19 protein-coding genes are annotated in these 23,658 nt (G+C 50.0%); 4 read left to right on the top strand and 15 right to left on the bottom strand.

The window, feature by feature from the left end:
* Window position 1: 1 nt before the first annotated feature.
* Entirely contained in the window at window positions 2–2,200 is a 2,199-nt protein-coding gene (locus Q8O92_04055; protein ID MDP2982486.1) for a fused MFS/spermidine synthase, read from the top strand.
* A gap of 158 nt (window positions 2,201–2,358) precedes the next feature.
* Here Q8O92_04055 and amrB read toward each other — a convergent pair whose 3' ends face one another.
* From amrB to Q8O92_04040, 3 genes are all read right to left on the bottom strand, one after another.
* Entirely contained in the window at window positions 2,359–3,921 is a 1,563-nt protein-coding gene (gene amrB, locus Q8O92_04050) for an AmmeMemoRadiSam system protein B (GenBank protein MDP2982485.1), read from the bottom strand.
* A 12-nt stretch (window positions 3,922–3,933) separates the two neighbouring features.
* On the bottom strand, window positions 3,934–5,094 hold the full coding sequence (gene amrS / locus Q8O92_04045) for an AmmeMemoRadiSam system radical SAM enzyme (protein ID MDP2982484.1): 1,161 nt from the start codon (window positions 5,092–5,094) through the stop codon (window positions 3,934–3,936).
* Between the two features lie 287 nt (window positions 5,095–5,381).
* Window positions 5,382–7,985 (bottom strand): fused MFS/spermidine synthase, encoded by a 2,604-nt coding sequence (locus Q8O92_04040; protein MDP2982483.1) that lies wholly within the window; start codon window positions 7,983–7,985, stop codon window positions 5,382–5,384.
* 306 nt (window positions 7,986–8,291) lie between these two features.
* Here Q8O92_04040 and Q8O92_04035 point away from each other — a divergent pair, with 306 nt between their 5' ends.
* Entirely contained in the window at window positions 8,292–9,305 is a 1,014-nt protein-coding gene (locus Q8O92_04035) for a putative sugar O-methyltransferase (GenBank protein ID MDP2982482.1), read from the top strand.
* Between the two features lie 205 nt (window positions 9,306–9,510).
* Here Q8O92_04035 and Q8O92_04030 read toward each other — a convergent pair whose 3' ends face one another.
* From Q8O92_04030 to Q8O92_04010, 5 genes are all read right to left on the bottom strand, one after another.
* Window positions 9,511–10,314 (bottom strand): class I SAM-dependent methyltransferase, encoded by an 804-nt coding sequence (locus Q8O92_04030; protein ID MDP2982481.1) that lies wholly within the window; start codon window positions 10,312–10,314, stop codon window positions 9,511–9,513.
* 220 nt (window positions 10,315–10,534) lie between these two features.
* Window positions 10,535–12,025, bottom strand: a complete 1,491-nt coding sequence (locus Q8O92_04025) for a radical SAM protein (GenBank protein ID MDP2982480.1) — start codon at window positions 12,023–12,025, stop codon at window positions 10,535–10,537.
* A 101-nt stretch (window positions 12,026–12,126) separates the two neighbouring features.
* The gene (locus Q8O92_04020; protein ID MDP2982479.1) at window positions 12,127–13,596 is read right to left on the bottom strand and encodes an O-antigen ligase family protein; all 1,470 of its coding nucleotides are present in this window, start codon (window positions 13,594–13,596) and stop codon (window positions 12,127–12,129) included.
* Window positions 13,597–13,647: 51 nt separating this feature from the next.
* Window positions 13,648–15,201, bottom strand: a complete 1,554-nt coding sequence (locus tag Q8O92_04015; GenBank protein ID MDP2982478.1) for an SUMF1/EgtB/PvdO family nonheme iron enzyme — start codon at window positions 15,199–15,201, stop codon at window positions 13,648–13,650.
* A 334-nt stretch (window positions 15,202–15,535) separates the two neighbouring features.
* A complete protein-coding gene (locus Q8O92_04010; protein ID MDP2982477.1) occupies window positions 15,536–16,627 on the bottom strand; it encodes a DUF362 domain-containing protein in 1,092 nt (363 codons plus the stop codon).
* Window positions 16,628–16,985: 358 nt separating this feature from the next.
* Between Q8O92_04010 and Q8O92_04005 the strand changes: the two genes are divergently transcribed.
* Together Q8O92_04005 and Q8O92_04000 are read left to right on the top strand one after the other, a co-directional pair.
* Window positions 16,986–17,258: a PGPGW domain-containing protein gene (locus Q8O92_04005; protein MDP2982476.1), complete on the top strand. Its 273-nt coding sequence runs from the start codon at window positions 16,986–16,988 to the stop codon at window positions 17,256–17,258.
* Between the two features lie 55 nt (window positions 17,259–17,313).
* On the top strand, window positions 17,314–17,853 hold the full coding sequence (locus Q8O92_04000; protein ID MDP2982475.1) for an isochorismatase family protein: 540 nt from the start codon (window positions 17,314–17,316) through the stop codon (window positions 17,851–17,853).
* 208 nt (window positions 17,854–18,061) lie between these two features.
* On the opposite strand, the gene Q8O92_03995 is transcribed toward Q8O92_04000, so the two are convergent.
* The 7 genes from Q8O92_03995 to trpB all read right to left on the bottom strand — a co-directional run bounded on the left by Q8O92_03995 (window position 18,062) and on the right by trpB (window position 23,281).
* A complete protein-coding gene (locus Q8O92_03995) occupies window positions 18,062–18,541 on the bottom strand; it encodes a PTS sugar transporter subunit IIA (protein ID MDP2982474.1) in 480 nt (159 codons plus the stop codon).
* Window positions 18,542–18,608: 67 nt separating this feature from the next.
* Window positions 18,609–19,058: a PTS sugar transporter subunit IIA gene (locus tag Q8O92_03990; GenBank protein MDP2982473.1), complete on the bottom strand. Its 450-nt coding sequence runs from the start codon at window positions 19,056–19,058 to the stop codon at window positions 18,609–18,611.
* Entirely contained in the window at window positions 19,042–20,352 is a 1,311-nt protein-coding gene (locus tag Q8O92_03985) for a uroporphyrinogen decarboxylase family protein (GenBank protein MDP2982472.1), read from the bottom strand. Before Q8O92_03985 ends, Q8O92_03990 begins: the two co-directional genes overlap by 17 nt.
* 41 nt (window positions 20,353–20,393) lie before the next feature.
* Window positions 20,394–20,564 carry a 4Fe-4S binding protein gene (locus Q8O92_03980; GenBank protein MDP2982471.1) on the bottom strand — a complete coding sequence of 57 codons (171 nt, stop codon included), beginning with the start codon at window positions 20,562–20,564 and terminating at the stop codon, window positions 20,394–20,396.
* A gap of 97 nt (window positions 20,565–20,661) precedes the next feature.
* Window positions 20,662–20,928 carry a chorismate mutase gene (gene pheA / locus Q8O92_03975; protein ID MDP2982470.1) on the bottom strand — a complete coding sequence of 89 codons (267 nt, stop codon included), beginning with the start codon at window positions 20,926–20,928 and terminating at the stop codon, window positions 20,662–20,664.
* 336 nt (window positions 20,929–21,264) lie between these two features.
* Entirely contained in the window at window positions 21,265–22,068 is an 804-nt protein-coding gene (gene trpA, locus Q8O92_03970; protein MDP2982469.1) for a tryptophan synthase subunit alpha, read from the bottom strand.
* A 16-nt stretch (window positions 22,069–22,084) separates the two neighbouring features.
* Entirely contained in the window at window positions 22,085–23,281 is a 1,197-nt protein-coding gene (gene trpB, locus Q8O92_03965; protein ID MDP2982468.1) for a tryptophan synthase subunit beta, read from the bottom strand.
* Window positions 23,282–23,658 lie beyond the last annotated feature (377 nt).

Here is a 23,658-nt window from a genome sequence, read left to right as displayed (position 1 = left end):
TATGCGTTTTTCGCTCTTCATCCTCGGTGCGCTGGGAATGACCATCCAGGCGGCGTTTCTCCGTGAAGTCCTCGCCACATTCCGGGGAGGCGAGCTGACCATCGGGGCGGCTCTCCTTTTCTGGCTTATCTGGACGGCATTCGGGAGCGGCATCCTGGGACGCCTTGCCGCACGGCTTTCCCGTCCGGAGTGGTGGTTCCATTCTCTCCTGCCCCTGTACGGTGTACTCGGATACCTGGGAGTGGCTCTCACCGGGAATGTGCCGTTCCTTTTCAAGCTGACGCCGGGCGAGCTGGTGCCCTATGACCTTCAATGCTTCGCTGTAGCGGCTATGCTGGCCCCGTTTAACATCCTGGGCGGAATCCTGTTTGTTTTCGGCGCAAAATCGCTCGAACGGGGAAAATCTCCGACAGCCGGGACTGCGTTTACCTGGGAGGCGTTCGGGGCTGCATTCGCGGGATTCATCTTCAGCATTTTTCTGGTCAGCATTTTCACCAACCATGCAATTACTCTGGCCTGCCCCATTCTTGCAGCTTTATTTTCCCTTTCCCGTGGTTCGCGATTCCTAAAAGGTAATGCCCTCATCCTGCCGGTAGTATCCCTTATTCTTCTCATACCGGCGATCTGGCTCTCCTCTATAGCTTCAGGCTACAATTACAAGGGCCAGCGGCTCATCGCTCAGAAAGAAACAAGGTATAGTCGCATCCGGGTGACCAAAAGCCGGGAGCAGACCACTTTTTATTCCGACGCTGCAACGCTGTTCAGCGCACCCGACCCGGAAACCAGCGAGTACATCGCCCATGTACCCATGCTCGCCGCACCTGAACGTCGCCGTGTCCTGATCCTGGGAGGCGGCCTCGGCGGAGTGATCGATGAGGTTCTGAAGTATCGAACGGTGGAAAAGGCAACCTGCATCGAGCTGGACCCCGGCCTCTTCGTACTGGCGGCTGCGCACCTCCGTGAGCGCTGGGTAGGCGATCCCCGGGTGGAAACGATGTCCGCTGACGGTAGAGCGTTCCTGGCGCGGACGAAAGAAATGTATGATGTCATTATCATGTCGATGCCGGCGCCGCTGTCCGGAACTGCAAACCGTTACTACACCGAGGAATTTTTCCGTCTCGCGGCGTCCCATCTTTCCTCGAAGGGGATTTTCGGATTTTCTCTCACCGGCGCAGAGGATTTTATTCCGGCGGACCTGGCCCGTTTTCTCGCTTCCATTCGCGCCACCCTGGCCCAGGCATTTCCTTCCGTGACCGTGCTACCGGGATTGGAATGCCGCTTTCTCGCTTCCAACACTCCGGGGCTGGTCGATACTCTCACCTGGGAACAGTTGGACGCTAACCGGGCAAGTCTCGGAATCCAAACCGACTATGTTCGAGATTATTTCCTGCGTTACACCATGTCGCCGGAGCGGGTACGATTCCTCCGGGACGCGCTCGACCTGGCTCTGTCGCTGTCGATAAACTCCGACACCAGGCCATCCTGTTATTTCAACCGGACTATCCTGCAGGGGAACCTTGACGCTTCACGCGTAACCCACTTTTTGGCCCGAATCGCCAAACCTTTCTATCTCTCCTTGTTTCTGGTTGTGATCGCCCTGCTTATCGGCGCCAGTTATATCATTCCCGGCCGGACAGCAACCCGGCGGAGCATCGCTGTCGCTGTGCTTGCTTCCGGTTTCACCGGAATATCTCTCCAGGTGCTGGCCATTCTGGCTTACCAGTCGAAATTCGGCTTTCTTTACGGGAGAATTGCCCTGCTCACCGGCTCGTACATGGCGGGAATGGCTCTCGGCGGACTGAGAGGGACCTCGACAGCGCTCAGCGGGAGGGCTTCGGTGTACCATCTGGCGGTGCTGCAGCTTGGGAATGCCGCTCTATCTCTCTTATGGGCTATTCTTTTATCTCTGGATACCCGCGAGACAATGTTCCTTGAAACAGGCTTCTATGGGTTTACCGCTCTTGCCGGATTTCTTGGGGGATTGCTTTTCCCACTTGCCGATGCATTGTACAGAATGACGGGAATTTCACGGGATTCCGGTCCGGGAATCGTGTATGGACTGGACCTGACCGGAGCAGCGGTGGGAGCGCTGGTCACTATTTCTCTCATAATCCCCGTTCTGGGAATGTATCCGATGCTGGTTTACCTGACCGCATTGAACGCCCTGACCGGAGCGGCGATGTTGATTAAAAGAAAGTGACAAAGTGACAAAGTGACAAAGTAAAAAATAGATACTGAAACAAGTTCAGGATGACACGTGTCATGCCGAACTTGTTTCGGCATCTATTTTGAAAAAGAAACCCAATAAATTTATCGTCATTTGTAATTACTCTGTCACTTTGTCACTTTGTCACTCTCTTAATGAAAAACCTCCGCGCTGAATACCTCGATCAGGGTATTCTTATCCTTCCAGGCGTCTGTGGGAAGAGAGGCTTTCCGGCAGGTCTGCTCGAGAAACGTGGTGCGATCCCAGCCGTAATCGGTGGCTACCTGGGGAAGGAGAAGCCCCCGGCTGTTGCCGCGGGTGATGATAAGGCCGTCACGGCCGATTACGATGTCGTTAATATTCAAAAGCTTGTGAATCGGGGTGAGAACGCTGATCTCGAATGTAATATCGGAAAGCTCCGAGGGCTGAACCCGGTTGAAACGTGAGTCTTCCAGCGCGGCGGCTCTGGTCATATCGGCAACTGTCAGGATCAGCGCCTGAGTACTCACAATGTTTCCGATGCAGCCGCGCAGATTGCCCTGTTTGTTCAGGGTGACAAAAGCGCCCCATTTTTCACCGAGCTTGCCGCTGAAATCGGTAAAGGTCGGCACCCTGCCTCCGTTTACCACCGTCTGGAGCGTCTTCTTCACAACATTGCGCAATGTGTCCTTCTCTTTCTCGGTGAGGCCGAGATCGACTCCCACTTTCGTTTCGGCAGCAGTGGACACTTTCACCTCCCCGGTTTTTGCCGGAACCGTTAAAGCCGCTGCGAGATAACCCACCACGCTGTGCATATCGCCGGCCTCATCTCCTGAGTTGGCCATACGAAGGACAGTGGCTTTGGTCGCCCCGAGCTGACGGGAAGCCATCATGACCGCAGTTATGGGGGCCCTTCCGCACACCCCGCTCTGATTTATCTCACGGCTGTCTATAAGCCCTTCAGGATCATAGGCTTCCACATATTTTTTTACCCGGCTGTCCAACTGACGGGCGGTAGCGGATTCGAAAAAGTGGGACATATCGGAAGAAGCGACAAGGAGAATTTTCTTTCCCCTGTCAGCTTTGACCGCCGAGGAAATGGCTTTGCCGAGAATCTCGCAGGACACCCGGCTGTCATCCCCCATGACAATTGGCACAAGGGAGAATTTTCCCACCGCCGCCTGAAGAAAGGGGAGCTGAATTTCCACCGCATGCTCCGGCTGGCCGCCATAAGAACCCAGGTGCCCCAGATCGGAGGCTTTGATTGCGCCTTTCGAATCGAATCCGGCAATGGCAGCGGCCAGGTCCCTGTCAACCGGAATTCTTCCCAGCGGCGTCTCATAAGAACCGTGGGTGAGAACCGAGCTGAAACCGAGACCGGGAGTGGCATGATTGGGAGCAACCACTATGATGGTATCAAAGGTTTTGCCCATTATTTGTTTGTAGGCGTAAGCGGCGACAGGGCCTGAATACTGGTATCCGGCGTGGGGGGATATGAGACCGACAATTTCACCCGAAGCCTGTGTCGTTTTGGCTTGTTTCAGATACTGAGCGATTGTGGTTCTAAGCCCGCCCGGGTCCGCCGGGTACCAGGTACCGGCAAACGCCGAACGGCGTGCATCCGACTGATAGGTATCCATCTTTTTCGGCTCCTGTTTTATTTGGGTATACCCGATACTCCCATACAACATGGCGAGCGGGAACAGCAACCCCATGAATGAAAAGAATCGAACCATAGTCGCCCCTTTCTATGCCCATACTCCGGGTATCGATGTTCCGCACCAGCCGCAGGCGCCTTTTTTCATCTTTATCTGCCGTATGCTGTACCCGGTTCGCTCGATAATTACCTTTCCGCAATTCGGACAGTTCGTGGATTCAGCCGGATGACCGGGTACATTCCCGATATAAACAAAGTGCATGCCCCTCCCCCGGAGGATATCGCGTGCTTTTTCCAGGATCGAAACCGGTGTGACCGGAAGATTGGTCAGTTTATACATCGGATGAAACCGGGTGAAATGCACGGGAACATCGGGACCTACTTCGCCCATGAGCCAGTCCCCCATGGCCTTGAAATCGCTTTCGCTGTCGTTCAGCGTAGGAATGGTGAGATGGACGAGCTCCATCCATACCCCAAGTTTTTTGAGCAGCTTGATGGTGTTCAGTACCGGCTCACGGTTACCCCCGGTCACTTCGCGGTAAAATGATTGCGAGAATGCCTTGAAATCGACTTTATATGCGGAGATCACCTCGCTGAGACGCTCCACCGGCGCCGGGTTGATGAAGCCGTTTGAAATCACCACGCTGCGTATGCCGCTTTTACGTGCCGCGGCGGAGCAGTCATAGACATATTCGGTGAAAACGGTCGGCTCGTTATAGGTAAAAGCAATGGATTGAGCACCGGCGGCCATGGTGTTGGATGCCGCTCGCTCCGGAGGCATGAATTCCGTGGGTAATTCCCCGGATTTGGCCTGGGATATCTCAAAGTTCTGGCAGAATTTGCAGGTCATGTTGCATCCCACGGTCGCAATGGAATAGGCCATCGATCCGGGCAGGAAGTGGAAGAACGGCTTTTTCTCGATTGGGTCAGTCTGCCGGGCTGCCACATTGCCGTAAACAAGGGAATAGAGCTTCCCGCCGTGGTTCTCACGGGTGCTGCAGAAGCCGCGCCCCCCTTCTTTTATGACACACTGCCGTGGGCAAACACGGCACTGCACCGTTCCATTCTTGAGCTTGTCATAAAAACGGGCTTCCTTCGGACCGGAAGGATAATCCGCCAGTATACCTTCACGGCCATACGCGGCGTCCCTGCCCAGACAGAGCGCAGCACAGGCGCACACACCGCCTGTCATGAACTGACGGCGCGAAACCCCGCTCCTATTTTCCTTAACAACCTTGATACGAGAATCCATTATAACTCCAATACATGCAGGAATTGCGAAAAAAATTTATGCCGTCAATAATCTCCCATCATCGTATACACAGTGAATTACAAGTAAAGTTCCCGGTTTTCTAAACATGGCGGCACATTGTTTTGCGCTTTTTTTTATAGATGCCGAAACAAGTTCGGCATGACGCGGTGTAATCTTCATCCTGAACTCGTTTGAGGATCTAATTACTTTTCCTTGCACAATTATCTATGACGTCGTTTATATAATAAAGCGCCTGGAGAATCATCTGTCAAGGAGAGTTCACCGCTTCATCTGGTCGGCGCCGCGGATGGCGGCTTTGCCAGGAATTGGAGTTCGGGGGGCAGCATATGCAGACGATTGTTCTTTCGCAGAAGCATGAACAGGGCCTTTATAGCTTTGAGATCCTGATGATTGGCGTTATACGCCGCCAGATAGAGCTGCTGCGCACTATCGATGTTATTCATGCTTTCCAGGTTCGATCCTTCATACATCAATTTCCTGCTCTCATGAAATTTACGGGCCAGGTCCCAATTTACGTTCCCGGTCAAAAGCGGTTCCACCGGCTCCATCAGATTCAGGAACTGACGGCGCATTTCAATAGGCCCGGTGACATCCTCGTTCCAGTGGGAAATGGGAGCATTGAACTCCAGGGTGGGTTTGTCATCTGTGATGAGGGGATAGTTTTTGCTGACTTGGAGCAGTTTTTCCCGTGAGCAGATATAATTCCCGGCCAGCGCATAGACAGATAAATCCTCGATTCTGTCCAGGTCCTTTTGCGCTCCTTCAGGAAATGGGCGGGAAGGATCGAGATGCATTTCGCTATCGGAGCCAAGCAGAATCCCGTCGCTTGTATTGAGGAAAAAAAGGACATGGGTAAATGATTCGGCAAAAGTCCTTATCATGCTCCAGGTATCCATGACCCCGCTGTTATAGATTGGCAGCCATTGGGCAACCACGCCTCCGGGGAGCAGGGTTCGCCTGCATGCGTCATAGAACTCGCGGGAATAGAGATTCACAGTGCCGCGTGTATAAGGCTGAAGCGGCTCTACGGTAATAATGTCATATTTTTCACGGGTCCCGGCCAGATAGAACCGCCCGTCATCGATGATCACTCTGGTGCGTGAGTCTTCCAGCACCCCATAGTTTTCAGCGTTAAATCTCCCCTTGCAGGCCCTGATGATCTCGGGATCGATCTCCACGCAGTCAATCTTTTCGATGGGATAGAGAAGACAGGCGCCGAATGTCTGGCCGGTTCCGAAAGCGATCCCGGCCACCTTTTTAGGGTAGAGACGCGGCTCGCTCGGTTTGTTCCAGAAGAGAATGGGATAATGGCCGAGAAGATTATGAGTACCTTCCCGTGAAGTGCTCGAAACCCAGAGATTATCGATCCAGATTTTCCGCAGGTAATTATCCTTGTCGGATATCCAGACGGTAGAGGAGGAACCCTGTTTCAGGTATTCCATGGTTTCGCCCGGGAGCAGAATACGTTCCAGAATGGACCTCGGTATATCGATCGATGCCGCAATGATAAACAAAAGGAGGTACAAAATCCCGGCGGAGAGATGCAGCGCGCTTGTTCTGTACTCTTTTCCGAGCCGGCGGCGGTCTTTTTTATCTTTTCCGAGAAAATAGAATGCCGGAACCATTACCGTGAGAGAAGAAAGAATCAAGGCCCATTTCATGCCGATGAGCGGAATGAGAATAAAAACCGCTGCAAGAGAACCGGCCAGAGAGCCAGCCGTGTTGAAGGCATAGATCACCCCGACCCGTCGTGAAAGACCCTGCACTTCACGGGCATACAGACCCACCCCGATGGGCAGAGAGAGTCCCATGAGAAAAACCGGCGCAAAACCCAGGAAAAAGACCAGGATGGCGGTGAGAACGGAGAGCCTTATCCAGGTGGCATAGAATGCATGGGCGCCAAACCCGATGGAAGTGGTCAGGGGAAAGAGAATAAAACCGAGGAGAATGGTCAGTCCCATTGCGGCCAGAATCAGGCCGAATGTTCTTTCATTACGGGCTCTCGGGGGAATCAGGGAAGGGAGCAGAAGCCCTCCCAGGCCCAGACCGAATAGTATCGAGACAATGACAATGGTATAGAGATAAATAGTGTTGTTGATGGTCAGGAGAAGCATCCGCATCCATATCATCTCCAGCGCCAGGCTCACGAAACCGGTGACGGTCAGGGCGATAATGAACCGTGTGCCCTTTTCGACCGCCGCAGGTTGTTTAGTGGGCTGCTTCCGGGCAGGCAGAGGCTCCGGCGAAGTATCCGGTGTGGATTCAAACTGACGGCTGACCGCCAGGGCGATTATTCCCAGGCTCAGGTTCACAAGAACTGCAAGCAGATTCGACCAGGTCATGCCAAGGAACCGGATCAGAACAAACCCGACCAGAAATGCACCGGTCATGGCTCCCAGGGTATTGAAAGCATAGAGAAAACTGGTGTTGCCGATAATGTTCTTCTTATCGCTGGTAACCGCCCGAACGAGTACCGGCAAAGTTCCGCCCATGATCATGGTGGGAACGATCAGGATCATACCGGACAGAACGAGCCGAACAAGGACGCCGCCCGCCGAATTGGCGTTGGTGCCGAAAGGCAGGGCATAAATCAGCCGTGACAAGTACGGGATACAGAAAAACACAATCAGGCTGAGAATACCGAGGGTTATCTCCAAAAAGCCATAGAGGCGCACCCGGTTTCCGACCCTTTCGGCATACCGCCCGATAAACCTGCTCCCCAGGGCAAGGCCGCCCATGAAAGCCGCCACCACCACGGACATGGAAACCACCGTGCCTCCGAAAACCAGGCCGAAAAGACGAATCCAGATGATCTGATAGGCGAGAGCGGATGCGCCCGAAAGGAAAAAAACGGCAAGAAGTATCGGCATGAAAATCCTTTCTGAATATCTGCACGATAAAAAACGAATTGCCTCCAAAGGTAATACGTCACGCCGGTTTTATCAACACGAAAAATAACAGTGTTGGCTGATCGTTAGATCCTGAAACGAGTTCAGGATGACACGTGTCATGCCGAACTTGTTTCGGCATCTATATATACGATCACGAACCTTATCTAAATGGCAGTCCCGGATTCGACTTTTTCAACTGACTTTTTGGTTGTATTTCCGGGAGAGTGTTGCTACATTGGAACTTCATCATCAGGCAGGAATACCACCAGGCCAAAGGAGTAGTGAATGAAATTCAGGAGTCATGTTAAAAAGCTTTTAAATTCCTTATTGAAACCTTTTGGTCATGAAATAGGTTCCCTATTGTACAGTTGGAAGAAATCTTTCCGCAAACTGCAAACCTTCACGCAATCGAAGCTGCCCGAAGAGGCGGAACAGTATCTAAATCCTGCTAATCCAAGATTGAAAGAGCTGCAGGAGAGATATGCTCTATGCAGCAAAAATATAACTGCTCCCTCAATATGGACCGATGTGCATGTCAGTCCCCATGATATTACCTATTTCCGGGGTGATAATGCCTATGTCTGGCAGTTGAGAGGACAAAACATGACCATTGCAGGTTACGTTTTGACGGCCTACTATGTTAAATCAATCGATACTCTTTCTCTTTTAGATACATTGCCGGAAGATGACTATTTTGGAAATATCACTTTTCGTATTGACAATACGATAATGTCCCGTGATTTATTGGATTCCATTATCGAGATATATTTTCTGGAAAAGCACCTGAATATATCATCCCTGCAAAGCCTCAGAATTCTCGATATCGGCGCGGGGTACGGCAGGCTGGCGCATCGCATGATACAGGCACTGTCGAACATCGATACCTACCTTTGTACGGATGCCGTTGCTCCTTCCACATTTATTTCCGAATATTATCTTCGCTTCCGTGATTTGGGGGAAAAAGCAAAAGTTATTCCTCTCGATGAGATCGAGAGCACTTTGGAAACTCAGCACATTGATATCGCCGTTAATATTCATAGTTTTTCTGAATGCAGAATTGCAGCCATAGAATGGTGGTTGTCGCTTTTGCAGAAGAACAGGATTAGATACCTGATGATTGCGCCGAACTCTTACAATGAAGGCGGCGCTCTTTTGCAGAACGAAGATGGTTTTGATTTTCAAAAGATTATTGAAAAACATGGCTATACATTGGCAGCCAAAGAGCCGAAATATCGAGATCCGCTCGTACAGAAATATGCGATAAATCCCACGTATCATTATCTTTTCGTGTTAAATTAAAAGACGATCCGGCAAAAAGTAATTTTTACATTGTTTTCTGGTGTTTTTAAACCTCACCCCCTATCCCCCTCTCCTAGTCAGGAGAGGGGGTAACTCATTACTGGCTATGTTGTTACCCTCTCCTGGATAGGAGAGGGTGGCCGAAGGCCGGGTGAGGTTTTCGTCAATTCAGAGAGCTTTTTAATACTTTTTACCGGATCATCTTTTAAGTCCGGGGGGATAGGACGATATAGGAAGAGTAAATACGCCCGCCATGTTTCCGGGTATAGAGCCGCTTCAGAAAAGGCAGGGCCAGCGGAGTATTGGCGATGGCTTGTTTGAGAATATTCCGCGCGGCGCTGCGACCGGGGGATTTCCAGGTTTCGGGCGAAAACAGCTCCTCTGCAATGGAGATACGGTCGTGCCTGAGTTTGGTGAAGCCATAAGCGCGGCATAGAAAATCCATAGTGCCCAAGCCGAGAAAATGCACATGCACGGGGATCGACCAGTCGAACATGTCACTCTTCACGGTTTCCTTGGCCAATTCTCCCGTTTTTATGATAATTTTGCCGTTTTCCGATACCAGCGAACGGATAGAGTGAAACAGACGGTCGAACCAGGGAATATGCGAAAAAACGTTAATAAGCGTGATCACGTCAAATTTTTTTTCACTGGAGAAGTTTTCTATCGGATTCTGATGTATTTCACAACCGGATTTTTTTCTTGCTACAGCCGCACGGTCGGCATTCAATTCGATTCCGGTACGGTAGAGATCCGGATATTTGCCAAGAAGTTCCAAAAGCCGGCCGGTTCCGCAGCCGATATCGAGGAGAGACCGTGCATCCCTTATGTCCTGCTCGATAATCGGGAAATATCGGTTGTAGAAATTGATTTCGGTGCGATAATGCCTCCGTGAATCGGGGGTTTCGATTTCATCGAAAGAATTGTCGATGACTGAGCCACGAAATTGTTCGCTTTCGGAGGGATAGGGATGGATAAAAAAAAGGCCGCAGACCCGGCAGGAAAACACCCGATACCCTCTTTCCGAAAAGCGGGCATCAGAATCTATTGATTTGCAAAGCGGACAAGACGGGGATGGCAAGGTATTATTCCAATTCAGTGTATTGATTTCGCTCCGCAAAGGTTACGGAGCGAGTAGATAAAGAAGCGACGAGGATCCACCGAAGATTTCGAATTCATATCTTCGAATTGAAGCGATAACAGAACTAATTGAGATAAAACTGACCGGGTTATTTCCCCCGAATGATGTTCCACGCCTTTTTCAGAGCATTCACAATCCCGACTTCCTTTACTTTCCTCAGTGAATTCCAGGAGAAGGTCAATTTTATCCAATTCAGATAATTATATCGGTCTATGTTTTTCGCCATATTGCGGATCAGAATACTGTAAGTCTCTTTCGGTGTAATATCGCTGAAATTATTAACCAGAGACTGGTGGTTATGAAGTGACACATCATAGTTCTTATCAATTAATCCCTTTCCCCTACAGAGTTCGTAGACCTCGGTATTCAAGTAAGGCATAAAGATGCTGAAGATAATGAAATCTGGTCTCATCCTTTTCAAGGCATTCAGAGTATCATTCAGCGTTTCTTTCGTTTCTCCCACATAACCGGCCATGATGAACGTACTGAATTGGATATGGTGACTGCGGATGATATCAGCAGCCGAAATGGCCTGTTCAATGGTGATACCTTTTTTCATGGCCTTCAAAATTTGATTGTTACCCGACTCGACTCCAAGGAATATCTCATTGCAGCCAGCCTTTTTCATGAGAGAAATATTTTCATTATTAACGAGGTTTACATGTATTTCACACCTCCAATTAATACCAGGACAGTGTTCGCCGAGTGCAGTGCAAAGGCTGCGAATATACTGAGAAGTTACGCCGAAAGTATCATCTTCGAAAACAACACGCCGCAGCCCCATTTTCATGAGACTTTGCACCTGCCGGACAACGTTTCCCGGGGAGCGGAATCTCGGTTTTCGTGTCCATATCCATCGTGAGCCGCAGAATGAGCAGTTGTGGGGACAGCCTCGCACTGCGAAAATGTTCTGGAAGCACCCCAAAGGGTAATCCCTGAAATCCTTCAGAATTTCCGGTGCGTATTCGTGTGGAAAGCAGAGTGAATCAATGTCTTCAATGAGCTCGCGGGGGTGATTCTCCACTGCTTGTCCGTCTTTTCGGTAGACTATGCCTTTTATTGCGCCGATATCTCGATCGTTATCGAAGGCGTCAAGCAGTTCGATAATAGTACGCTCTCCTTCCCCTTTGACCGCAATATCTATATCGGGGCAGTTCAATGTATCCTTTCCGACAATACTTGGATGGGGACCACCCACGATGATAATCGTGCGCCGATCAACCTCCTTGGCGATTTTCGCTATCATCGTCACTGATCTGAAATTCTGCGATTTAGAGGTGATACCCACCACCGAAGGGCGATGCTTTTCCAGATATGTTTGAATATCACTCCAGATTTCCACCGTTGCATCCGTGAGACTTTCCAGGTAGTGCTTATGGCCAATCCCACCGAAATAGCTGAGATGCACACGCTCGCTCTTTTTACTGAAATCGGTGTTCCATGCTGTCACATCCCATGAAGTGTCCCTCTTGATTGTTCCTCCGATATACCCAAGAGAGAGTGGGTATCGATCCAGCGAATAGGTGCTCTTGAACAGTCGGTAAAACGGAGGCTGTATCAGTAGAATTTTTTTCTTCATTTGGACTACGCCATGCCGAATGTGTTTCGGGATTTATTTACAACGATGAGTTCGTATATTTTATTACCGGAGCAATAATTCAACAAGCATTATGTTTTTTTTCATCCGGGAGTTGTTTGGGGCGATTCAAAAGAAACTTGTCGTAATGAAATTTTATTGTCAAGCAGAGGTATGGTATATATCATTCCAATAACCATCCAGAAGATATTATTGAGCAGATCTGTGGCAAAGGTAAAATTGATTATATACCCTATAAAGAGAGCCAAAAATCCTATTTGCAGGCAGCGGAGGGTCTGGTTTTTGAGGCTCCTCATCGTACGAAGGCCATGGAACAGCACGGTCATCATAAGCCAGGTGGAGATGGTCAATCCGATAATACCGGTTTCCGCCAGAATCTCGAATTGAATGGTATGCGCCTCATTGATCTCCCTGAGAATACGAGGCATGCCGGGATCGATGTAAGTGGAAAATTCAACAGGGAATCCTCGCAAACCTACCCCTAAGATGGGGTGATCGAGCCACATGGCGATACTGGATTTTATCAGCGATATTCTGGCAGAGGATGAGGCATCTTCCCCGGCGTTTACAATTGTTCCGATGCGGTCGAAAACCACTGCATACATTTGAGGCGTTTTTATGGATATAATAAAAAGACAAAATATCAAAAAAATGGCAAAATATCCGAAATAGGACCATTTTTTATGAAACACCACTACCAGGCATATCGCACCCATGGTAGAAACCCACCCCCCCCGTGAAAATGAAGAAATCAGTCCCAGAATTATTGTTATAAACGTGGCGAGGAGCGCCACCCGGAAGATAGAGGGTATTCCTTTAGCGAAAAGCAAGCCGAATGCAAGAGTGGCTCCCGCCATGAGAAAACAGGCCAAAGTGTTCGGGTTGGAAAAGGTTCCGGTGGAACGGTAAACGGGAAGCCCGAGTGCATTCGCCATCTTCATCACGATCGGTGCGAAAATACTACCTTCAGAAAAGAACTGATAGAGGGTAATGATCGCTACAACCAGCGGCACCGCGATGAGTATCCCCACAAAAAAACTAAATTTCCATATCCGGTCAATATTCATCAAGATCATGAGGACGGTCAGGCTGAGGACGATAATCCGTAAAATAAAGATAGAAGCTTCCTTGATATCGGGTGTCCAGATCAGAGAGATCGAATAAAGAAACAGAAAAGCAAGAAGAGGAGGCCAGATATTGGCTGAAGGAATATGCATTTTTTGACGCTTCAGGACACTGGATATTGTGCTCAAAAAGGTAAGCGTCAAGGCAAAGTGGAAATAGGTAATGTTTAAATATTTAAATCCCTCGGTTCCACTGGTGATATAGCCGATAATATCAAGGCTTGTGGTAATAACCATGAGCGCCAGGCCAATGGTCGGATCCAGGAATATTAAAATGGGGGCGCAGAGAATGCCCGCATACAGTGCAAACTTCTGGTAATCGCCGAAAAGGATTATACCGAGTAAAACAAGCTCCAGAAAAAGCAGGAGAAAAAATATTTTTCTGGTGTTGAACACCCCAACTTCCATACCCGTTAAGGAGGAAAGCATATATTCCCTGTCGCTCAAAAAGTAAAAAAAGCCTTCAGAACACAGAATCCATCACTTTTTGACTACGCGGATCGATCTGAATCCGATCTCACTGGTCAAATAGTATGGCCAAACATTCGCTTTATCGCCGGTCCTTCCGGCGCGGAAACAGCCGTACGCCGATCCGCCGCGGCAGGTTTTGAGCTCTGTGCTCTTCAGTGGCCCTATCGGATCGACCAGTGTGGAATCGGCCCAGGACTCGTGATAGTATTCCATCCAGTCCGTTGTCCATTCATAGACATTGCCGCTCATATCGCTGAGACCGTCATGCGAATCTCCCTGCGGAGAAAACCATCCCACCGGGGAGAGACAGTCTTCGAATCCATCCGCATTAAGCTGGGTATTCATGGGACGGTATTCGCCGGGATCGGGACCGAACGCATACTCGCGACGGTCGGTCCAGGCGGCGGCGAGTTCCCATTCGGCGTCAGTAGGAAGCCGGTACCCGGCGGATTTGAAATCGCAGGTCCAGGTATCGAGGTCGATAGCCTGCGGAAAACCCTCGATCAGACTGCGTTCAAAACAGAAAAACATCGCGCCATACCAGCTTACATTGGTAATGGGATATTTCTCCAGACCTTTCTTTGGAACAATTGCGCCGTCCTTATATTCAATGCAAATATTGGTCGGTTGTTCAGGTGAACCGAAACGAACGAGGGACTGCTTCTTGCCGATGGTGTTTTTTACCGTAAGGGTATCCACCATGATCACCCCCCTCTGGAGAGCATGGTTCATTACACGGCTGAACAGGCCGGCGGTTACCTCGTATCTATCCATCATGTAATCGTGAGTGATAACCACCTTGTGAATCGGCTTGGCATAATGATACCATTCCGAGCCGCGCATGTAAGTGTTATGGGAAATAAGCTGCATTTTGTCCATGATGCGATTGATGGTGAGCACATTACCCTGGGAATTCGATACGGTAATAGGCCCGACAACCAGGGTTTCAGCATCCGGATTGGTCACTGTGACCAAGTATAAGGTATCCTCGTTTCCCTTGTATGATGCGAGAGGAACGGCGCTGTTTTTTATCCAGGACCCGGTAGCAGAATCAACCATGAGCATTTTGGACGAAATAGAACGGTTTCCGGCAGCGATCCGATAGAGGTATACCCCTGCCGAGCACCCTGCACCCCCATCATTCCTGCCGTCCCAGGCCACCGTGTAAAATCCGGGGGCGCGCTGGCCTTCTTTCAGAGTACGGACGAGCTGCCCCAGCACATTATATATCGTGACAGCCACCTCGGAAGACTGGTCGATGCTGTAGGATATACGGGTCTGAGGATTGAACGGATTGGGATAATTCCCATACAGGTTGAACGGAATCGGCTGCCTCGGTTTAGTTGCTTCGCTCACGACGAAAGAGAATGTTCCTGTAGTGTCGGTTACTACACTTACCGCTTTTCCCGGCTCGGAAACCTTTTCAAGAGAAATCCTGGCGTTGGCGGCCGGCCTTCCGATATCATTAATAATCCTGCCGGAATATTCAAGAGCTGAAGACGGGGCGCCGGAGACGATCAGCCCCGCTGCTGCAATACCTATACATACAGTAAATCTCTTCATGCTTCCACCTTTAGGTTATCGGGGTTATGTTGTTCACAACGACAGATTTTAATGTGCAAAATTATGGAATAGATGCCGATGCCCTACTTTTTTTATACAAAAGCAGGGAACCCATTCGGCATGACGTCATGAATTGTAATAGATGCCGAAACGGTTTTATCGTTCCCGCGAAGCGGCAACAAGTTCGGCATGACGTCATCCTGAACTCGTTTCAGGATCTATTTTACTACTTCCTTGCTCAGTAGGTACTTCGTATAAAATTGCCTATAAATCCTTTTGTAACTGTTTATAATACATTATTCCTCTGCAAAAAACAATTGGTATTCACACCCGCCTACTCAGGGTACTGTTGAAACAACCGGCCCCAGGGATTTTCCCGGAGCCAGTTTTCCACAATGGCTTTTCCCCGGAGCGGATACCAGAAATGGTCATGATAGTACTCGCTCGCAAAAATGAAGATATTCACAAGGGGGGTGTGGAACAGCAGTTTCTGAAATACCCTGAGAGGCGACCGCCATAAAAGCATTCCGGTTCCGGTGCCGAGATTGACCCCCACTTTGAAATTCCAGCGCTCGTCCGCCGCCTCCGGCATGCCTACTATCTCGATATTCCGTGGATCACCCTGCCCCAGGCCACGCTCTGACGCCCGTGCAATATAGCGGATTTTCAGGGGATTGAATCCCATCATCTGCGCGGATACAGCATCGATGGCCACCTGGTCGGACGAAGCAAGGATCACATTTTTACCGTACGGAGTCAGGGTACGGGGGCCCGGTCCGCTGCCTGCGGTGGTGCCGTCCATGGTGCAAAAAATGCCTGTGTGGATTTCTTTTTGGATGGCTAAAAGATCAACAAGGGTGTCATGAATCCAGGTATGCGTATAGTGACGGTGAACATTGAGGAGTCCGCCGAATGCGTTTTTCATGGCGCCGGTGGTCACCGTGTAGGAGTGAGTTTTTACTGTCGGCAGATGGACAATATTCTTGCCCATAAAGAAATCCGGGATATGGATTCCCTCGGGAAATATCTTGTCGAGAACCAGCATTTTCGCTTTGGGATTGTACCGCACCCATTTCATATCTTCAGATTTGAAATTGTATTTAACCGGGATACCGTATTTTTTAAGGATCGGACCGAACCGGTTGTATCGGTCCCCCAGGTCTGCGATGGTAACCACTGTTTTATTGTGAACATTTACCAGATCGGAGAATCCCATCCTTTTGAGAGCAAGGATGGTTCCCTCAAGCTGCCAGGGCGTTGTGTTGGATGAGGGAAAGAGCAGGTGCCAGCTGATGTTGTCTTTGATAATGGTCGACGCCGACCGGTCCAAAGCCTCCTCGAGGCCTGCCAGCTTGCAGAGACGGAAGTAATCCTCCAACACCGTTTCCGGCGTGGTTTTCAGAACCGCCACTTTTGACTGTTTCATTCCCATACCAACTCCATACTGCTCCTTATACCTTTTTCAAACACCTGTCTTATGTGGTATAACTCTTAAAAACCTTCCGGGATTCCAAAATTCTTTTCAAGTTCTGAGTTCTGTCCCAAAAGGATATAATATTATCAAAATACTTTTTCTCCTAAAAATAAAATTCAATTAGACGTTCATTTCCCCCGAAAAAAGAGATTATATTATATAGATTATTTCTTAACATCACGAATTTTTTAAGTGACGACATAACCAATTGCGCATGGAAGAGTTATTAGATCCTGAAACAAGTTCAGGATGACGAGTACCCCTGTCATGCCGAACTAGTTTCGGCATCTATTACAGGAATCAATTCCCCATGAAACGTTTTTTCAGAATTGTTATCGGCATTTTTTGTCTGATCTTAGGTGTGATCGGTCTTTTCTTTCCGATCCTTCAGGGAATACTTTTCATCATAATCGGCCTCCTCGTTCTGGCGCCGGAGAGTAAAAGAATTCGGCAGCTTCTTGCCCGGTTCCGCCTGAAATATCCGGGCGTATTTGAAAAAGCCGAACAGATGAAGCATAAATATACTCGAAAATCGAACAAACCGGAACCGCCTGAATCACCGACCGGTGAACCTACGGCCTGAATGCCTCATCATCAGTTGAGACAGAAACAGTATCAATACAAGGGAGTCGAATATCATGCTCGCCCGAAATACATCCATGCTCATCGTAACCGATATCCAGGGGAGGCTGGCCAGCCTGATGTTTGAACGTGATGAACTCTACCGCTCGGTCGGGATATTGATCGAGGGAGCGAAAGTTCTGGGCCTGCCCATTCTCTGGGTAGAACAGTATCCGCAGGGACTTGGCCCTACTGTCCAGGAGGTTGCAGCACACCTCGAGGGCCTTGTACCCATCCCTAAAAAAACCTTTTCCTCGCTCCGCGACCCTTTCATTCTCAAAGCTTTCGAGGACTTCAATCGATCCCAGGTCATCCTGGCAGGGATCGAGACCCATGTCTGCATTTACCAGACCGCAATGGACCTTCTGACCATGGGGATAGAGACCCATATTCCGGAAGACGCCGTCTCTTCACGCACCTTGCAGAATAAGCGCATCGGCCTGAAAAAAATTATCCGCGCCGGGGGCCACAGGACAAGTGTGGAAACAGCCTTGTTCGAACTGCTGGGAATTGGAGAGGGTGAAGAATTCAGGAAGATAATCAGGCTGGTCAAATGAATTGAATGGATGCCGAAACGGTTTTATCGTTCCCGCAAAGCGGCAACGGTTTTATCGTTCCCGCAAAGCGGCAACGGTTTCATCGTTCCCGTGAAACGGCAACGGTTTTATCGTTCCCGCAAAGCGGCAACAAGTTCGGCATGACGTCATCCTGAACTCGTTTCAGGATCTACCCGTAAATTCATCCTTCAGATTTTCTAATCCACTATCACTCCCACGAGCGAATTTCTGTAAGGTTTTTATAGAGTTCTTCATCATTCTTCGAGTTCAGCAGCCGCAATCTCGCCTCCTCGTCGGAAACAGCGTGAGAAATTGTGGAAAGCGCTGCAATATGGCCCTGGACATCATGAAGCGGCGAGATGATGAGAAAGATGAGCCTGACCGGCTGACCATCCACCGAATTGTATTCAATACCTTCCTTGAGGAGCATTACCGCAATAGCGATTTGCTGCACCTTGTCGCTGCGGCAATGCGGCACTGCGATACCCAGACCGATACCGGTGGAGAGTTTGCTCTCACGGTCTATTATGGCGGAAAGGATGGAATCGCACTCGTTTATAGAAAAAGCCTTACAGGCGGTCATGATGATTCGGTTCAGCACTTCTTCTTTATCCATGCGTTCATTGGTGATGATTATCGCTTCTTTTTTCAGATTATTGAACATACCCACACCTTTTTCTTTTATCATGACGCGGCCACCCTGAACTCATTCCAGGGTCTAAATGATAAGAAAACCACTTTTTCGCTCACTTTTTTCAGTGACCTTTCAATAGTTCGTAAATTTCTTCTGCGCTCTCGGCTTTCAAAATATTGTTCCGAATGGTGGAATTCTTTAACAGCAGCGCTATCCGGGCAAGGACACTCAGGTATTCACGGTGTGAGCCTTCCGGCGCAGCGATCATGATGATGATATGCACCGGCATATCATCGAACGCTTCATAATCGATGCCCTCTTTGATCACCCCCACCGCCATGGTCATCTCGGTGACGCTCTTCAACCGTACATGCGGTATGGCTATTCCCAACCCGATGCTGGTGCTCATGATCTTTTCACGCTCGAAGACAGCCATTCCCAGTTCCCCAGGGTCTTTGATCGCATCGGAGGTTGAAATCACCCTGCAAAGCTCATGAAGAGTTTCACTTTTCGGCCCGGTCTTAAGAATTTTGATACGATCCAAAGATAAAAGTTTAAATATCTTGATCATAAGAACCCCTGTCAATTATAAAGTTTGCATAGAGAAATGCGGAATCTCTTACCGCTTCCAGCATCGCCGTGATATTCTCCAGCGGAGTTCCCGGCTGAATGTTATGGATCGCATTGAAAACATACCCGCCGCCCCGGTTGAAAACTTGAATATTCCGCCTGACTTCGCCGTATACCTCTTCCGGAGTTCCGAAGGGAAGTGTTTTCTGGGTGTCCACACCTCCTCCCCAGAATACGATCCGGTCTCCGAAATCGTGTTTCAACTGCCCTGCCTCCATCCCTTCCGCCGATGTTTGAACGGGATTCAGGATATCGAAGCCGGCATCGAGGATATCGGGAAGAAGCGGTCGAATTCCCCCGCAGGTATGTATGAACACTTTCCAGGGAGTATGGCGGTGAACCCAGTGGCATATCCTGGCATGGAAAGGTTTAAAGAGGTCGCGGTAGAGATCGGGGGAATACAGCGGCCCTCTCTGGGAACCGAAATCAGCCCCGCTCACTTTGATCACCTCGATACGGTCTCCCAGTGCGTCTCTGACCCGGGCAAGATTCTCCAGGCCGATCTCGCACTGAAGATTCAGCGCATCGTACACATAATCACGCCGGGTAATGGTAGAGACATACCATTCTTCCTCACCGCGAATGCCTTTGGGGTGTTTCAAACCGGGACCGGGAATATCGCTGATATCTCCCAATGATGTCCCCGGTAAACTGTATACCAGCGCATAATCTGTCCGGGTATAGAGCCGTTCGGACTCCCTTCCCAGACTCTCGATCTCCTCCTGGGAAATCAGACCGTATTCCTGGACATTGTCGAGGGGATCGAGAGAACTGTCATCCAGGCGCTCCTGGCGCAGGATTGAATCAAAATACATCCCGTCCCGTGGCATGCGGGCGCTGGGAGGTGCAGTACGGTCGCCTTCCGGGTACAGGAGAATATCGCCGTTTTCATCCGTATCAGTATTGAAAAGCCCCGGAACAAGAACCCTGGCGCCGTCGAAAAGCTCCCATTCCTTCCAATCCTTGTTCTCGAAACCGAACACTGTTTTCCGGTGAAAGAGCGGCGCAAAGTCAACGCGCAGTTTTTCCCGAAGCGCATCGTCTATTTCACCGAGCATCTGAAAAGGCTCGATAACCTTGACCCGATCCTCGGCGCCTCCCAATCCGAAAGCTTTTCGCAGGCGGGAAACCATGCTGACATGCATTCCGGTCACGATAGTGGAACCGAAATCCACCGGGACACGGTCAGGCTGCCGATGATTCAGAGCGGCTTTTACTCGTTCGCGTGAAGTCATCCGTCTTCTTAAAGAAGTGATGAGAAGCTATTCAGAAAACCTTACTGAGCGGAAATTGCGCTTACCGGGCAATCATCCACACAGGTTCCGCAGTCGCTACAGACATCGGCGTTAATGGCAAATTTCCCGTCACCCTCGGAAATCGCCTCGTTAGGGCAGGTGCCGGAGCAGGTGCCGCACGCGATGCACTCATCGGATATAACGTGAGGCATGATTACTCCTTGATTAATGGTACAGGTTTGAATGGTGAAAAGGTTTGAAAATTTACATGGGATGACGGCAAAAAGCAAGGGGAAAAAGAAGGTTTTTTCAGACGGCTATTATTTCAATCCTCCTGCTTTCCTCGATAATATGCTCGAATATCCGCTCCACCGCGGAATTCTCCAGGGGCCCTTTGTTCTGTTCCTTGATATGCTCGAGCACCGCCTTCTCACGTTCGGGGCTGTAGAGTTTCAGGCCCTTTGCCATCTTTATTTTTCCTATGGCCATAGCGCATTTGGCGCGTTCATTCAGCAGTTCCATGAGCTGGGTATCGATCTCATCTATTCGTTTACGCCAGCCTTCGATTTCATCCATTATAAAACTCCTCTATAAAAAAATATGCGCAGCATTTGTATTCGAATTTTTAAAATAATTCTGAGGCCTTTATTTTGACAGGATTTACAAGATTAACAGGATAATACTTTAACGGGTATGCCGTTAAGTAAGCTAAGGTGATCATCCGAAAGGTTAATCCCCCCTACCCCCCTTATTAAGGGGGGAAAAAGAAAATTGTTCCTGGTACTATGTAAACATTTATTATGTTTTGACAGAACCCTCTCCCTAAATTCCCCCCTTAATAAGGGGGGCAGGGGGGATCTTAAAAGACACAGGAGCACTCATTTTCTCTCATTTACTCCATAGAGAAAATCCTTATACTTTTTCTTTCAAAGGTCTCGCCAGAGTGCCGACAAAACACCCTATCTCTTTTTCGAATCCGGGTTTTTCTCCATTCTCCCCTATGCGCCGTACGATGGAGCTGCCCACAATGACCCCGTCGGCATACCGGGCAATCTCCGCTACATGTTCCGGCCGTGATATTCCGAATCCAACCGCCACAGGCGTAGAGGTCAGTTTACGAATTCTTTCTACCATGGCAGGGATGCTTTCACCGATCCGGTCCCGCTCCCCGGTCACTCCCATCTGGGAAACATAGTAAATGAATCCGGTGGCATAAGCGGTGATCAGTTTCAGACGGTCATCCGGCGTTACCGGAGAAACGAGAAATATGGTCGAGAGACCTTTTGTATCCATGAGACGCTTGTATTCACCGGCTTCTTCGGGAGGCAGATCAAGCAGGAGCGCCCCGTCCAGACCGCTCTCGCAAGCATCCCGGACAAACCGTTCCAGGCCGTAAGAGAGGATGGAATTGTAATAGGCAAAGAATATGATCGGTATTTCCGAATCCCGGCGAATTTCTCTCACTGCATCGAGAATCTGCCTTACCCCTATGGGATTTCGGAGCGCGCGCATGGCGGCTTCCTGGTTGACCGGGCCATCGGCGATCGGATCGGAAAACGGAACTCCCAACTCGACACAATCCACTCCCTGCTTCTCGAATTCCCTCACCAGCCTCACGGTGGAATCGAGGGATGGGTCGCCGGCGGTAATGTAGGCAATAAAAGCTTTGTGTTCAAGCCTTTTTAACTCTGCAAATTTTTTTTCCAGCCTGTTCATGGAAGAAACCTTTATATCAGAACCTGATGTTTTCTATGGCGGTATTGACATCCTTGTCGCCGCGGCCGCTGAGATTAATAATGATCACCTGCTCCGAACTCATTCCCGGCGCTTCTTTGAGGGCATGAGCAACTGCATGGGCGCTTTCCAGGGCAGGGATTATTCCTTCCGTCTCGGAGAGTAATCGGAATGCTCCAAGACACTCTTCATCGGTGGCATAGGTGTATTCCGCCCGGTTGAGAGCGCGGAGCATGGAGTGCTCCGGCCCCACCGACGGATAATCCAGCCCCGCCGATACCGAATGTGTCGGACTGATCTGGCCGTTTTCATCCTGGAGAACCCAGGAATAAGTGCCGTGCAGCACGCCGGGCCTTCCGGTCAGAAACCGCGCCGCATGTTCGCCGTATCCCTTGCCGCGGCCGCCGGCTTCCACCCCGATCATCCGCACCTGAGGGTCATCGAGAAACTCATTGAAAAGCCCCATGGCGTTGGAGCCGCCGCCCACACAGGCGATGAGCAGGTCGGGGAGCTTCCCCTCCTTTTCCAGGATCTGCGCCCGCGCCTCACGGCCGATCACGCTCTGGAAATCACGGACCATCATGGGAAACGGATGCGGCCCCAGCACGGTTCCGAATACGTAGAAAGTATCGCGGCAGGTGAGCGCCCAGTTCCGCATTGCCTCGTTGATGGCATCTTTCAGCGTCCGTGAGCCGGCGTTAACTTCGGTGACCTTTGCGCCGAGAAGCTTCATGCGGAACACGTTCAGTGATTGACGGCGCATATCCTCGGATCCCATGAAAATCTCGCAGGCGAGGCCGAACAGGGCCGCAGAAGTGGCAGTGGCGACTCCATGCTGGCCGGCGCCGGTTTCCGCAATTATCCGTGTTTTCCCCATATTCCGCGCCAGCAGAGCCTGACCGATGGCGTTGTTGATCTTATGCGCCCCGGTATGGGTAAGGTCCTCTCGTTTAAGGTATATTTTCGCTCCACCCAGGCGCCCGGTCAGGCGTTTCGCAAAGGTGAGAGGGGTCGGTCTTCCCACATAATCGCGAAGCAGGGCGCTCAGTTCCGCCTTGAAAGCGGCGTCGTTTTTCGCGGCGAGGTAGGCCTGTTCCATCTCTACAAGAACCGGCATGAGCGTCTCCGGTACAAAACGGCCACCGTAGAGCTCGAAATACCCGGCCGGATCGGGATAGTTTTTGTACGTTTTCACTTCGATACTGCTCCCTTTAAAATGACAGAATTCAGAAGACAGAATAAAGGTACAAAGATAAAAGATAAAGGGAGAAGAAGAAAAGGATAATCTTTTGAAAAGTTCGTAAAATATAGAAGTCTTTTGTTAAAGTCGTTTTTTTATACGTAAAAAAAAGGTAAGTTGTACACTACAGCCCCCTATCCCTCGGTCCCTTTCCCCAGAAGGGGGCAAGGGAAGGCGTTGTTCCACAGTCGTTGCTGCTTCGCAGGCACGATGAAGCCGTGTCCTGCCCCCTCCGGGGGAAGGATGTCCAAAGGACACGGGGTCCCCGCTCGTACGAAGTACGTGCGGGGTGGATTGAAGGGGGCTGCTTCCAACAATCTCGACTTTTGCAA

It is taken from the genome of Candidatus Latescibacter sp. (assembly GCA_030692375.1).
Lineage (GTDB): Bacteria > Latescibacterota > Latescibacteria > Latescibacterales > Latescibacteraceae > JAUYCD01.
The sequence above is the reverse complement of the archived record's forward strand: the minus strand, read 5'-3'. Positions and strand labels throughout refer to the sequence as shown.